14 protein-coding genes are annotated in these 14,123 nt (G+C 38.6%); 11 read left to right on the top strand and 3 right to left on the bottom strand.

Features of this window, described 5'->3' with window-relative positions; genetic code table 11:
• Window positions 1–20 precede the first annotated feature (20 nt).
• The 3 genes from H6G57_RS06525 (at window position 21) to H6G57_RS06515 (ending at window position 2,847) form a co-directional block, all read left to right on the top strand.
• Window positions 21–2,012, top strand: coding sequence for a PAS domain S-box protein (locus H6G57_RS06525; protein ID WP_190517019.1), 1,992 nt, complete (start codon window positions 21–23; stop codon window positions 2,010–2,012).
• Between the two features lie 51 nt (window positions 2,013–2,063).
• Entirely contained in the window at window positions 2,064–2,447 is a 384-nt protein-coding gene (locus H6G57_RS06520; RefSeq protein ID WP_190517017.1) for a response regulator, read from the top strand.
• Window positions 2,448–2,625: 178 nt separating this feature from the next.
• On the top strand, window positions 2,626–2,847 hold the full coding sequence (locus tag H6G57_RS06515) for a hypothetical protein (RefSeq protein ID WP_190517015.1): 222 nt from the start codon (window positions 2,626–2,628) through the stop codon (window positions 2,845–2,847).
• Between the two features lie 158 nt (window positions 2,848–3,005).
• Here the strand turns inward: H6G57_RS06515 and H6G57_RS06510 are convergent, their stop codons facing one another.
• Entirely contained in the window at window positions 3,006–3,149 is a 144-nt protein-coding gene (locus H6G57_RS06510; RefSeq protein ID WP_072720197.1) for a chlorophyll a/b-binding protein, read from the bottom strand.
• Between the two features lie 307 nt (window positions 3,150–3,456).
• Entirely contained in the window at window positions 3,457–3,720 is a 264-nt protein-coding gene (locus H6G57_RS06505) for a hypothetical protein (RefSeq protein WP_190517014.1), read from the bottom strand.
• A gap of 396 nt (window positions 3,721–4,116) precedes the next feature.
• Between H6G57_RS06505 and glp the strand changes: the two genes are divergently transcribed.
• Window positions 4,117–5,346 (top strand): gephyrin-like molybdotransferase Glp, encoded by a 1,230-nt coding sequence (gene glp / locus H6G57_RS06500; protein WP_190517012.1) that lies wholly within the window; start codon window positions 4,117–4,119, stop codon window positions 5,344–5,346.
• 162 nt (window positions 5,347–5,508) lie between these two features.
• A complete protein-coding gene (locus H6G57_RS06495; RefSeq protein ID WP_190517010.1) occupies window positions 5,509–5,916 on the top strand; it encodes a type II toxin-antitoxin system HigA family antitoxin in 408 nt (135 codons plus the stop codon).
• A 10-nt stretch (window positions 5,917–5,926) separates the two neighbouring features.
• On the opposite strand, the gene H6G57_RS06490 is transcribed toward H6G57_RS06495, so the two are convergent.
• Window positions 5,927–6,391, bottom strand: a complete 465-nt coding sequence (locus H6G57_RS06490; RefSeq protein WP_190517008.1) for a DUF29 domain-containing protein — start codon at window positions 6,389–6,391, stop codon at window positions 5,927–5,929.
• Window positions 6,392–6,516: 125 nt separating this feature from the next.
• On the opposite strand from H6G57_RS06490, the gene bchI reads away from it, so the two are divergent.
• The 6 genes from bchI (at window position 6,517) to H6G57_RS06460 (ending at window position 14,017) form a co-directional block, all read left to right on the top strand.
• The gene (gene bchI / locus H6G57_RS06485; RefSeq protein ID WP_190517007.1) at window positions 6,517–7,608 is read left to right on the top strand and encodes a magnesium chelatase ATPase subunit I; all 1,092 of its coding nucleotides are present in this window, start codon (window positions 6,517–6,519) and stop codon (window positions 7,606–7,608) included.
• A gap of 208 nt (window positions 7,609–7,816) precedes the next feature.
• Entirely contained in the window at window positions 7,817–8,338 is a 522-nt protein-coding gene (gene ruvC / locus H6G57_RS06480) for a crossover junction endodeoxyribonuclease RuvC (RefSeq protein ID WP_190517005.1), read from the top strand.
• A gap of 17 nt (window positions 8,339–8,355) precedes the next feature.
• Window positions 8,356–8,730, top strand: coding sequence for a hypothetical protein (locus H6G57_RS06475; RefSeq protein ID WP_190517003.1), 375 nt, complete (start codon window positions 8,356–8,358; stop codon window positions 8,728–8,730).
• A gap of 85 nt (window positions 8,731–8,815) precedes the next feature.
• Entirely contained in the window at window positions 8,816–10,075 is a 1,260-nt protein-coding gene (locus tag H6G57_RS06470) for an aspartate aminotransferase family protein (protein ID WP_190517001.1), read from the top strand.
• Window positions 10,076–10,393: 318 nt separating this feature from the next.
• A complete protein-coding gene (locus H6G57_RS06465; protein WP_199314023.1) occupies window positions 10,394–12,496 on the top strand; it encodes an adenylate/guanylate cyclase domain-containing protein in 2,103 nt (700 codons plus the stop codon).
• A gap of 75 nt (window positions 12,497–12,571) precedes the next feature.
• Window positions 12,572–14,017 carry a mechanosensitive ion channel family protein gene (locus tag H6G57_RS06460; RefSeq protein WP_190517000.1) on the top strand — a complete coding sequence of 482 codons (1,446 nt, stop codon included), beginning with the start codon at window positions 12,572–12,574 and terminating at the stop codon, window positions 14,015–14,017.
• Window positions 14,018–14,123 lie beyond the last annotated feature (106 nt).

The raw sequence follows: 14,123 nt of genomic DNA, 5'->3' as shown, positions 1-14,123 counted from the left end.
CCATTATAATATTTATCAAAATGATTAATAACAATTCTCAAACCGAAACTCAATTTATTGCTTCCTTGCAAGCCGTTAATCAACGATTAATTGAAGAAATTCAAGAGCGTCAACGAGTTGAAGAAGCCTTGCGAGAAAGCTCAGAACGCTTGAAAACGTTAATTAATGCCATGCCAGATTTAGTCTGTTTTAAAGATGGTTCAGGGTGTTGGTTAGAAGCGAATAAAGCCATGTTAGATGTGTTTCAACTTAATGCCTTAGATTATCACGGAAAATCCGATATACAATTGGCGGAATTAGTTGAACAGGTGCAAGGAACAAGCCTTTATCGAGATGCCTTAATAGCCTGTCAAGAATCCGATGAAGAAGCTTGGAACAAAAAACAGCTTTCTCAACAGGAAGAAATCATTCCACAACCCGATGGAACCTGGAAAATTTTTGATGTGATTAAAATTCCTTTATTTAATCCCAATGGAGAGCGAAAGGGATTAGTAATTTTAGGACGAAATATCACGGAACAGAAACAAACGGAAATTACTTATAAACGGTTAGCAGCCATTGTAGAATCCTCAGAAGATGCTATTATTGGCAAAACAATAGAAGGAAAAATTATTAGTTGGAATCAAGGGGCTGAACAAATTTATGGATATTCTGAAGCCGAAGTGAAAGGTCATTCATTGGGTTTATTAACTTTACCTGAACGGTCTAATGAAGTCCCTCAAATTCTAGCGAGTATTCAATCGGGAGGCAGTATTGATCATTATGAAACGGTTCATATTCGCAAAGATAGACAGCATATTGATGTTTCTTTAACGATTTCTCCGATTAAAGATGATCAAGGAAATATTATGGGAATTTCTACGATTTCCCGTGATATTAGTTATCAGAAAAGGATTGAAAAAACCTTAGAACAACTGCGTCATCAAAATGAATTAATTTTAGATTCAGCCGGAGAAGGAATTTGTGGGTTAAATCGAGAAGGTAAAATTACCTTTGTAAATCCAGCAGCGGCAAGAATGACGGGATATACGGTGAGAGAACTGTTAATGACTGATTGGCAAAAAATCACCCAAGGAAAATCCTCTCAGACCCCTCCCGCAGAACCGAGTTCTAAAATTTTTTCTACCTTACAAGATGGTCGAGTTCGTCATATCACCAATGAAGTTTTTTGGTGTCAGGATGGAACCTCTTTTCCTGTTGAATATGTTAGCACTCCCATTAAAAATCAAGGAGAAATTATTGGGGCTGTGGTAACCTTTAAAGATATTACAGAACGGCAAGCGATGGAGAAAATGAAAGATGAATTTATCTCCGTTGTCAGTCATGAACTCCGTACTCCTTTAACCTCAATTCATGGTGCTTTAGGATTATTAGCCAGTGGATTATTAGATAGCCAACCGGAACGCGCGAAACGAATGTTTGATATTGCCGTTACGAATACAACCCGCTTAGTTCGTTTAATTAATGATATTCTCGATTTAGAACGGATGCAAGCCGGACAAATTACCCTCGATAAAAAAGTCTGTAATTTAGCAGATTTAATGCTGCAAGCGACAAATGAAATGATGGGAATGGCGGAAAAAGCAGGGGTAAATGTATTAGTCCAACCCCTAGGAGTGCGTTTATGGGCTGCACCAGATCGGATTATTCAAATCTTAACCAATTTATTAAGTAATGCCATTCGATTTTCTAATGTTGATAGTTATGTTTGGTTTAATGCCACCCTAAACCACTCAACCCTCTCCCGTTCTTCTCAGGAAGTTTTAATTGCTGTTCAAGACCAAGGGCGGGGAATTCCAGCCGATAAACTGGAAACGATTTTCGGTCGTTTTCAACAGGTAGATGCGTCCGACTCGCGCCAAAAGGGAGGAACTGGACTAGGACTTGCCATTTGTCGTACGATTGTGCAGCAACATGGGGGGCATATTTGGGCTGAGAGTACCTTGGGTAAAGGAAGTACATTTTTTGTGCGTTTACCCGTTTTGGGGGAAGGAGAAGACCCTCATGCCTGACCCGTTAAAATTAAGTGAATATTAACTTTTGCTCTTTCCACGATTTATCCCATGACCCCAAAACATATTTTACTGATTGACGATGAAGATGATATTCGAGAAATTGCCCAACTGAGTTTAGAAATGCTGGGAGGTTGGGTGGTTCTTTTAGCAAATTCAGGACGTGAAGGCATTCAACAAGCTCAAACCCATCAACCCGATGCCATTCTTTTGGATGTGATGATGCCCGAATTAGACGGGTTAGCAACGTTTCAGCAGTTACAAGCTAACCCCGTAACTCAAGGAATTCCTGTGATTTTACTGACCGCTAAAGTTCAATCTGCTGACCAACGCAACTTCAAGGAATTAGGAGTCAGTGGTTTAATTACGAAACCTTTTGAACCTTTGGCTTTGGCAGAACAGGTGGCTAAAATTTTAGGATGGACTCTGAATTAAAGGTTTTTTTAGCTAATTTTTTCGGTAAACTATTAACTTTTGTAACAAAATACAAAATTCTATCACTGTTTGAATTTCCTTCACAAGATCTTCATGTTTTACTTTTATCTTTAATAGTGTAGTCCACCTGGTACTTCTAACAGGAGACTATATGCAACTCACCTAGGAGGTGAAGACCATGCCCTCAGTCTATCTTATGCTTCTGACCTTTGCTTTAGCTTCCATCTGGGTCTATACACAAACCTCTAACGATATCCCTTTTGTGTTAGCGGGAGTTAGTGGGCTTGTCTGTTTAATTTGGGGTTTTGCCTTTGCACATTGGGGCATTCAGCTACTAATTGTACTGGGGTTATGGCGCTTGTACAAATTTTATATGCCGGAAGAAATTAACTTGGGTTAATTTTAATTCCGTCTGTAAACTATTAATCTATTGTCAATAACAAAAATCCCCCAAACACTACACATTTGAGGGATTCTTGCTTTTTAGAGGGTTTTTAACTCAAGGATTCTGAGATTCACTCCCAGACCCTTTGAGTATTGTCGAAACAATTAGAAGAATTACATTAAGCCGAGTTGAGATAGAATTCCTTGGCCTGTCATTAATTCCGTTGCTAAACCAATGGCGAACCCTAACATGGCTAAACGGCCATTCCAAGTTTCTGCGAAGTTTGTAAACCCAAACTTGGTGTCTTTGCTTTCCATAATCAATAACTCTCCTGTTTGCTTGAGTCAACTACATAAAAGTTAACACAACTTCAACAAGTTTGCAACGTTTCTTTAAGAAAGCTTGACAAATTCCCAAATGTCTGAACGGGATTAGGGGACAAGGGGACAAGGGGATTAGGGATGAGGGGATGGGTTTTTATTGTTAAAACAGAATGAATTGTATCGGATGCTTTAAATGGACAACGAGATATTATGAAGCGACAAATAGAAGAAATTGCCAGGTTTTTTCAGGTTTCTGTGGCAGTGTTTTTCCCTGGAAATTCAATTCTGAATCTGGGTTGATTTAAAATTTACAGGCTGAAAGATAAGTTTCGAGATAACGCCAATGATCATCTCCATAACTTTCTTTTAAAAGATTGATCGTTTCAGTGCCAATCACTAATTCTCCTTCATGAGTATAGGAAATTTCAGGATCGGCTTGAGTCTCTTCATCCCCTAAAAGATGCTTAAGCGTGCTCAACGTATGGGCAAAACTTGCCAACACATAATGCTCTGTAATCCAATCTTGCGGATCAGGAATGATACTTTTGCTACGGTTTGGTTTCATAGGAGTTACATTAAAGCGAGGGAGTTTATAAATTTTTATTGTAAAACTCAGAAGTTGGCTTTATGTATTCGCTGTTCACCTGAGATTGGTCTAATTATGATCGATATTGTAATTAATTTCAGTGATATTTAACGGGCAAGAACGATGATCAATTTCGTATATTTTTGTGATCTGTGTCACGGAAAATGGGAAGCAGAGGGGGTTTACTGTTGACAATTGACGGTGTAGAGACACGCCATCGCCCGTTCCTACTGGCTGTTGACGGTTGAAGATAATCCATCTCCTCGCGCCCTTTCTCCTCTTCCTGGGCGTAAATTCTCTTAGAATGGGATAATATTCAGAGTTATAGCAATAAAATCCTTTAAAATATTGCCTTAATCATTGGGAGAAAACAGAATGTTACCTGTAGACCAAGCTGAATCAATTCTATTAAATTTAGCACAACCTCTCGATGGTGAATCTGATCAAGAAGTTGTCGGTTTATTAACTGCCTCTGGACGAGTTTTAGCTCAACCTTTAGTCAGTCAATTAGATTTTCCCCATTGGGATAATTCGGCAATGGATGGGTATGCAGTCCGATATGAAGATGTGGTGAATGCTTCGATAGACCATCCTCAAGAATTAGAAATTATTGAAGAAATTCCAGCCGGATATGCTCCCCAATGTACCATCCAAACCGGACAAGCGGCGCGAATTTTTACAGGAGCTTGTTTACCTAAAGGTGCGGATACAATTGTAATTCAAGAAGAGACAGAACGGCTAGGAAATCGAGTTAAAATTTTATCGACTCCAGAACCCCATGCCTTTATCCGCTATCAAGGATCATATTATAAAGCTGGGGAACCTTTGTTAATACCTGGAATTCCCTTAGAAGCACCAGAAATTGCAGTATTAGCAGCGGCTCAATGTACTCATATTCCTGTTTATAGAAGGTTACGGGTGGCGTTATTATCAACAGGAGATGAATTAGTGACTCCAGATGAACCGTTGAAGCGGGGACAGTTAGTAGATTCTAATCAGTATGCTTTAGCAACGGTGGTAGCAAATTTAGGGGCTGAACCGATTTCTTTTGGCATTATTCCTGATCAACGAGAGGTGTTAAAAAATGCGATCGCTCACGCCCTAGAAAAAGCCGATATTGTCCTATCAACGGGGGGCGTTTCGGTTGGAGATTATGATTATGTTGAGGAAATTTTAACCGAATTAGGCGGAACTATTCATATCCAAGCCGTAGCAATTAAACCCGGAAAACCGTTAACCGTTGCGAGTTTTCCCCATTGTTTATATTTTGGTTTACCCGGAAATCCAGTTTCAGCGTTAGTTACTTTTTGGCGATTTGTGCAACCTGTCATTAAGAAAAAATCGGGCTTATTACCGCAATTTTGGCAACCTGAATTTGTGAAAGCGCGATCGCTTCAAGAGTTAAAAGGAGGAGGGAAACGAGAAATTTATTTATGGGGTCAATTACAATTAGTCAAGGGAGAATATGAATTTCAATTAGCACCGGGAAGTCAGATTTCAGGTAATTTAATTAATTTGGCACAAACAACAGGGTTAGCGGTTTTACCCATTGGTCAATCTGAAGTTAAAGCGGGTGATTTCGTTCAGGTGTTGAAAGTTCGCTAATTTTTGGATATTACAAAGAACTTAACACTAATCTCTCAACTTTTCAACTTTTAGTAAAGACAACTTGACAAACATCTAAAAGTCTGATTTTATCCGTAGGGTGCGTAAGCAAAGCGCACGCACCTGACCCAACTACAAGATCAAGGTTGCACTCGTTTAAAAATGCTAATTTATAATGATTACATTAAATTGCTTGCAAATTTTCCTCCGCGTCCCATAACGTCTGAGGCAGAATTAGAATTGACTCAAACTATTATCGATAAATTATTAGATAAAGGGAAACTAAGTCAAGATGAGAAAGACTATTTGAATGTGTTAGGTGCTTTAGTGTATGAATATGAACAACAACAAGAACCCATTCCTGATATTTATGGAGTAGAATTGCTCAAAAGTTTAATAGAAGATAATGGATTACGTCAAAAAGACTTAGTTTCTATTTTTAAAACAGAATCTATTGTCTCGGATGTTTTAAACGGAAAACGAGAACTCACGAAACGACATATTGAAGAATTGGCTGAATTTTTTCATGTTTCTCCGGCTGTTTTCTTCCCTAGAAACCCGGTTTATTAGTTAGGAATTTTTAACCATAAAAATCTTCATCTAAAATTTGCTCAATTGAAAACGGACAAACTTTAGGATATTCTTCTTCATGAGGAATACGAACTCCAAATTGAGCGCGTTTTCCTTCTTTAATCGCTAACCAACGACTATCAATATAGGCGTTTTGAATAGCTGTGGTGAAAAAGGATTTTAATGAAGGAGTTTGTTGCAGTTGCTTTTGAACACACTGACGATGTTCATCAACGGAATTATACCAACTTGCTTTCATCATTTCTGGCGCATCTTTTTGCACCCTTAGCTTGAGTAAATGCGCCAGCAAAACCATTAAATTACTTTCAAAACGATTTTTTTCCGATTTCCCCAACTCGGTTAACTCCTCAATTAAATGTTCCACATCTAAAGCGGTAAAATTTTGCTGCTGTAATTGTTCAATAGTTTGTTGAATCCAAAGCTGGAAATCTTTTTCATAGAGATGTTTAAGCATTTTTAAAAAGATTAAATAAACATGAAATAATTTTTAATGGCTGAAGTTTGACCGATCACTGAATCCATTGTCCCCTGAATGTGCAAAAATAAATTACGGTAATATTTAGAAATTGAGAGTAAACTGTGAGTTCAACTGTCGTCACCCCAAATCTAACACCAACAACGGTCAACCTGGCTCGTCGTCCTGTTTTTCCCTTCACCGCAATTGTCGGCCAGGAAGAAATGAAACTGGCTCTGATTTTAAATATTATCGATCCGAAGATCGGTGGTGTGATGATTATGGGGGATCGCGGGACGGGGAAATCAACCACCATTCGCGCCTTAGCCGACCTACTCCCTGAAATTGAAGTCATTGCGGATGACCCGTTTAATAGTCATCCCACCGACGCAGAATTGATGAGTGATAACGTCCGAGAACGGTTGAGTCAGCATCAGGATGTTCCCGTGTCCCGCAAAAAAGTCCCCATGGTGGATCTACCGTTGGGGGCCACCGAGGATCGGGTTTGCGGTACGATTGATATTGAAAAAGCTTTATCGGAAGGGGTAAAAGCCTTTGAACCGGGACTTTTAGCCAAGGCTAACCGGGGTATTTTGTATGTGGATGAAGTTAACCTTCTCGATGATCACTTGGTTGATGTATTGTTAGACTCGGCGGCGAGTGGCTGGAATACCGTTGAACGGGAGGGAATTTCTATCCGTCACCCCGCACGGTTTGTGTTAGTGGGTTCTGGAAACCCGGAAGAAGGGGAGTTACGTCCGCAATTATTAGATCGGTTTGGAATGCACGCCGAAATTAGAACCGTAAAAGAGCCGAATTTGCGGGTTAAAATTGTTGAAGAACGGACTTCTTTTGATCAAAATCCTGAAGTTTTTTTACAAAATCATCTTAACGACCAACACCAATTACAACATAAACTTGTAGAGGCTCAAACCCTGCTTTCTTCTGTGCAAATTGACTATGATTTACGGGTGAAAATCTCTCAAATTTGTTCAGAATTAGATGTGGATGGTTTACGGGGAGATATTGTTAGTAACCGGGCGGCAAAAGCCTTAGCCGCTTTTGAAGGACGTACAGAAGTGACCCTGGATGATATTCAACGGGTAATTACTTTATGTTTACGTCATCGTCTGCGGAAAGATCCTTTAGAAACGATTGATTCTGGTTTTAAAGTGCAGAAGGTTTTCCGTCAAGTATTTGGTTTACCAGACGAATAGTGACAGGTAAAGGGGCGTAGCGTTAATTGAAGTGGAAAAACCCTGATTACATCTGAAATCTGATCCCCCTAAATCCCCCTTAAAAAGGGGGACTTTGATCGGAACTTTCCCAACTAGAAAAAAACCAGGGATTTTATAACTTCGGTTCCCCCCTTTTTAAGGGGGGTTAGGGGGGATCAAACCGGGAGCCACTTATAGCAGTTTTTAGATGAAAAAAATAATTTTAGGATTTGATCCGGGGTTAGCAATATTAGGATTTGGGGCAATTGAATGTCAAATTAATGATAAAACTCAGGAACAAGAAGCGGTTTCTCTGATTGATTTTGGAGTAATTAAAACACCAGCAAAAACGGAATTAGGGAAACGGTTATGTATTATTTATGATGATGTAAATCAGTTATTAACCCACATCAAACCGGATTTAGCGATTGTTGAAAAGCTGTTTTTTTATCGCATGGCAAATACTATTGCTGTTGCTCAAGCAAAAGGAGTGTTATTATTAGTCTTAGCTCAACATCAGATTCCCTTAGTTGAGTTTACTCCGGGTCAAGTTAAAAAGGCTTTGACAGGACATGGCAATGCGGATAAATATCAGGTTCAGCAAGCAGTTGCACGGGAACTGAATTTAACAGAAATTCCTAGACCGGATGATGCTGCTGATGCTTTAGCCGTTGCCCTAACCGCTTGGTTTGATCCTGATATCATGTTTCAATACCCATTAAGTTCCTGAAGTTTAACGAGTTAGTTATGATTATTCTAACGTCTCAAGAAATTGCTCAATTTCGCTCACAACTGGCTGAATATTCTGTTGCTTTAGAAGCTTTAGATCGAATTGAAGATTGTGAAGGAGATCTCGAAGATGCGGCTATAGAAATGGCAATTCATGTTGGGCAATTACCCGATACTTCGGAAAATTGGTTAGATGGGTTAGCGAAACGATATCGCGTGAGTTTGTGTAATAAAGACCTCCGAGAAGAATTAATTCAAGGCAATATTAAAGCGATGGTAGAATCTTTAATTGCAGAAAATCAATGTCCTGCATTATTAATTACTCCCGTTGTTCTTTATGCGGTAAAATCGGGAATTAATGAATTTTGTGAACCCTTAGAATATAAATTATAGGGATCTTCTAACAAAACAACCCCCTAAAATGAAAAATTTACCCTAAAATTGAGAATCAAACACCAACCGAGTTCAGGAGTGATTTGTGAGTCCAGAAACCTTAGTGAAAGAACCCCCTGTTACCAATCATTTTAGTATTGATGACTTTAATTCTCATGTCATGAATACTTACGCCCGTTTCCCCATTGCATTAGAGCGGGGAGAAGGGTGTCGGGTTTGGGATACACAGGGTAAAGAATACTTGGATTTTGTCGCCGGAATTGCAACTTGTACCCTGGGACACGCCCATCCTGCCTTAATTGAAGCGGTAACAAAGCAAATTAAAACTTTGCACCATGTTTCTAATTTATATTATATTCCTGTGCAAGGAGAATTAGCCAAATGGTTAACCGATCATTCCTGTGCCGATAAAGCTTTTTTCTGTAATTCTGGGGCGGAAGCAAACGAAGGCGCGATTAAATTAGCCCGAAAATATGCCCATGACAAACTCAATATTGAAGACCCGGTTATTTTAACCGCCCATGCCAGTTTTCATGGTCGCACATTAGCAACAATTACAGCGACCGGACAACCCAAATATCAAAAAGGGTTTAGTCCCTTAGTCCCCGGATTTGTTTATATTCCTTATAATGATATTGAAGCTTTAGAAGCGACAATTTCCGAAGTTGATAAAGACGGACGACGGGTTGCCGCCATTATGTTAGAAGCACTGCAAGGAGAAGGCGGTGTGCGTCCTGGGAATATTGAATATTTCCAAAAAATTCGTCAAATTTGCGATGAAAAAGGTATTCTTTTAATCTTAGATGAAGTCCAAGTTGGCATGGGTCGCAGTGGCAAATTATGGGGTTATGAAAACTTAGGAATTGAACCCGATATTTTCACTTCGGCGAAGGGTTTGGGGGGTGGAATTCCCATTGGCGCGATGATGTGTAAAGCCTTCTGTGATGTTTTTGAACCGGGAAGTCATGCGTCTACCTTTGGCGGAAATCCGTTTGTTTGTGGGGTGGCGTTGGCGGTTTGTCAAACAATAGAACGAGAAAATATTCTGGAAAATGTACAGAAACGAGGTGAACAACTTCGCAGCAAATTAACAGAAATTGCTCAAAAATATCCGAATTTAATTGCGGAAGTCCGAGGTTGGGGTTTAATTAATGGTTTGGAATTAAAAGAAGATGTGGAATTAACCTCTCCAGAAGTCGTAAAAGTGGCAATGGAAGCGGGATTATTATTAGTTCCGGCTGGGCCTAAAGTGTTGCGTTTTGTACCTCCATTAATTGTGACGGAGGAGGAAGTAAATCAAGCGTTACAAGCGGTTGAAAATGCTTTAGAACAGTTAACAGTTTAATTTTATAACTTCCCTATTCTTCTTTCTGGAAGAGGAAGAAGGTAGGGAAAATCAGATAATTTTTGATTTCCTATTTAATAATTTATTAGCTTTTTAATCGCATCGTGATACGGAGAAATAGAATCATCTGATTTCTTCTCTAATTGTAGCTTGTGCTGCTGATAATTAAAAAAAAAACAATAATAATAGGTCAGCTTTGATTAGGACATATTGTGTTCTGAAATCTTAGGTTATACTCCATTGATGGAGGTAAACTCTATCTTGACTTTTTTAATTATGCGATCGCTCACCTCTGTCAGTATCAAATCCAAACTGATCATGATGCTGCTAGCCGTCAGCAGTTGTTCAATTTTAGTTACTGCTTATTTAGGGTATCGGAGTGGAAAATTAAATCTAACACACCGAGTTTTTAATCAGTTAACGAGTGTTCGCGCGTCCAAAGCCTACCAAATTGAATCCTACTTTAAAAATATTCGCAATCATACCCAAACTTTGAGCGAAGATCCAGCAATCATCGCGGCGATGCAAGAATTTGCAACGGCTTATCCTCAACTCCAAACTATTAATATTTCCCAGAGTTTTGACCCCAAATTAATCACTTACTACCGTAACAAATTTCTTCCCCGCCTCACCCAAACTGAAGAAGGTTCACCGATTTTAGAATCCTATCTACCCAAAACAATTGCTTCGCGTTATTTACAATATTATTATATCGCTGATAATCCCCATCCAGTCGGTAAAAAAGAAGCCTTAGATTATGCCAAAGATGGGAGCGAATATAGCCAAATTCATGCTCGCTATCACCCTATTTTTCGCAATATTATTCAGAAGTTTGGTTATTACGATATGTTCCTGATTGATCCCCAAGGAAATATCGTTTATACCGTTTTTAAAGAAACCGACTTTACAACTAATTTAGAAAACGGCCCCTATCAAAATAGTAATCTTGCTGATCTATTTCAGAAGGTAAAAGAATCACAATCAAGAGATTATGCCACAATCATTGATTTTCAAGCTTATGCTCCTTCCTATGGTGCTCCAGCGGCATTTATCGCGGCTCCTATTTTGAATAAATCTGAGCTAATTGGGGTGTTGGCTTTTCAACTTCCGGTTAATGAAATTAATCATGTGATGACGGGTAATCAGCATTGGGAAAGCGATGGTTTAGGTCAAACAGGGGAAACCTATTTAGTCGGACGAGATACCCTCATGCGTTCCATTTCGAGGTTTTTAGTACAAGATCCAAAAGGCTATGCTAAAGCATTGAGATCATTAGGAATGAGTGAGACAGAAATCAACCGAATTAATCAATATGGTACGTCTATTTTACAACAATATGTAAGAACAGAAGCCGTTGCTGATGCGTTAAATGGTAAGCAAGGAACTCGACGGATTAGAGACTATCGAAACATTCCGGTTTTGAGTTCCTTTGCACCCCTTCGGATTGATGGATTAGACTGGGTGATTTTATCAGAAATAGATATATCAGAAGCCTATGCTCCGATTTATTCTTTTCGGAATCAAATTCTAATTTCAGCGACATTATTAATGTTATTGGTAACATTAATTGCAATGGTTTTAGCCAATTTATTTGTGAACCCGATCAATCAACTGATTAAGGGAACCCGCAAAGTCGCTACTGGACAACTTGATGCGATCGTACCTTTAGAAACAGAAGATGAATTTGGAGAATTGGCAAAATCCTTTAATAAAATTGTACGGAATCTACAAACTCAAACCTTACTGGTAGAACAAAAAAATCAAGAAAATGAAGAATTATTGTTAAGTCTTTTTCCTACTTCAGTCGCAAAACGGTTTCAACGGGGAAACAAAGATATGGCTGAAGATGTATCAAATGTTGCTGTTTTGTTCTGCGATTTAACCGGATTTTCTAAACTATCTAGCTCCTTAAGTGCTAATGAATCCGTCGCTATTTTAAATGATTTATTCACTGCATTTGATGAAGTTGCTGAACGATATGGGATGGAAAAAATTAAAACAATTGGAGATAGTTATCTAGCTGTTTGTGGACTTTCAATTCCTTATCTGGATCACGATAAACGCGCCCTTGATGTTGCTTTAGAAATTTTGATTATTGTGCGTCGATTTAGCCATGAACGAGGATTATCCTTGAATATTTCAATTGGTATTAACGCTGGAGATATTATTGCGGGAATTGTGGGTCGAAATCGCTGTATTTTTGATGTTTGGGGTGATACAATTAACCTGGCTACAGCCCTCAAAAATGCCTGTCCACCCGGAAGAATTTTAGTTTCTCAGACCGTTTATCGTCGGCTTCAGGATCTGTATCAGTTTGAACCTATCTCTGAGCCAGAAGTTAATGGTAAACCTAAATTGAATGGTTGGTTATTGAAAAATAAACACTCAGCCATAGAAGTTGAGGGTTTAGGAATTTTATAAATAAGATGATACGCTATTACAAATTTAAACTTATATCTATTTCCTATCCCATAACTGATATCAATTAACTTTACAATGATTCAAAGTAATTTATTTATTTGGTCAATCATCCTTACTGTAGGGTTTCCTTTTTTAATCATCGTTTTAGGAGAAATAATTCATCGTCTTAAAAGACGGGGTAAACCTCTAGCAACAACGTTACAGGTAGTCAGAAATTTAGTCTTACCTGTGCTGGTGTTCATGCTGTTTATGCAGTATGTTCTTAAACTTGATCCTAATAGCAATTTAATCAAAACAGTTCAAACATTGTTATGGATTTTTGTGATTCATGCTGCACTTTCTTTACTGAATGTTATCTTGTTTGAACAAGCAGAAGCTGATACTTGGCGGGCGAGATTTCCTAAACTTCTGATTGATCTTTCTCGACTATTTTTGATTTTGGTAGGAACTGCGATCGCGTTATCAAGTGTTTGGAATGCGGATCTAGCAGGTTTAGCAACCGCATTGGGGGTGAGTTCCATCGTCATTGCTTTAGCCCTTCAAGATACATTAGGTAGTATTATGTCAGGAATTGCACTGTTATTTGAGCGTCCATTTACCGTTGGAGATTGGTTAAAAGTAGGAGATACGGTCGGACAAGTTATTGATATTAATTGGCGTGCAGTTCGCCTACAAACCTTTGATCGGGAAATGATTGTAATTCCCCATAAAGTGATTAGTGGAGAAACCATTCATAACTTTAGCCAACCCTTACGCCTTCATGCAGAACGGATTCAAATTGGATTTTCCTATAATGATCCACCCAATTTAGCCAAACAAGTTTTAAAAAGTACAGCCCTTTCAACTCAGGGAATTTTAAGCGAACCCGAACCGCAGATTTTTACCCTTTGTTATGATGATTCTAGTGTAACTTATGAAGTAAAATTTTTTATTGAAAACTATAGCGAATTGGAAAAAATTCGGGATCGATTTATGACTCGAATTTGGTATGCCGCCCAACGCAATAATTTAAAAATTCCTTTTCCAATTCGGACGTTATATCATGTTCGTGGCTCGAATTCTCCAGCAGAAGATCCCTCTAAAAAATTTGCTGAAACCCTACAATCAATTCCGGTATTTGTCCCCCTAAAAAAAGAACAAACTAACCTAGATAATCTGTCTCAAGGGGTTATGCTTCATCACTTTGGTACAGGAGAAAAAGTAATTCAGCAAGGCTATCCCGGTAATGATCTCTATATTATTATTTCAGGAAAAGCCCTTTTAACAACCCCGGATGCTTGGGGAACTGAATGCGAAGTATTGTCACTGAAAGCAGGAGAATTTTTTGGGGAAATGGCTCTTTTTTCGGGTGAACCTAGTACAGTTTCTGTAACGGCTATTGAAGATTTAGAAGTGATGATTATTCCTTCGACTGTTGTTAATCAAATGATTGAACGTCAACCGAGTTTTGCGCGTGAGATTGGTCAAATTTTAGAAGTTCGGAGAAAGGCAATTCAGGTAGTAAAACAGTCCGGTTTTTAATTGCAGGAAGGCTAAATTTTATTCATGATCTGTTAGACTAGGAATAAAAATGGTGTTGATAACCTCGGAGATAAAATAAGCGTTATCACTTGCTTAAAATTTCTGG

This window comes from Planktothrix sp. FACHB-1365, assembly GCF_014697575.1.
Lineage (GTDB): Bacteria > Cyanobacteriota > Cyanobacteriia > Cyanobacteriales > Microcoleaceae > Planktothrix.
Note: the sequence above shows the minus strand (reverse complement) of the source record. Positions and strands in the feature narration are given on the sequence as shown.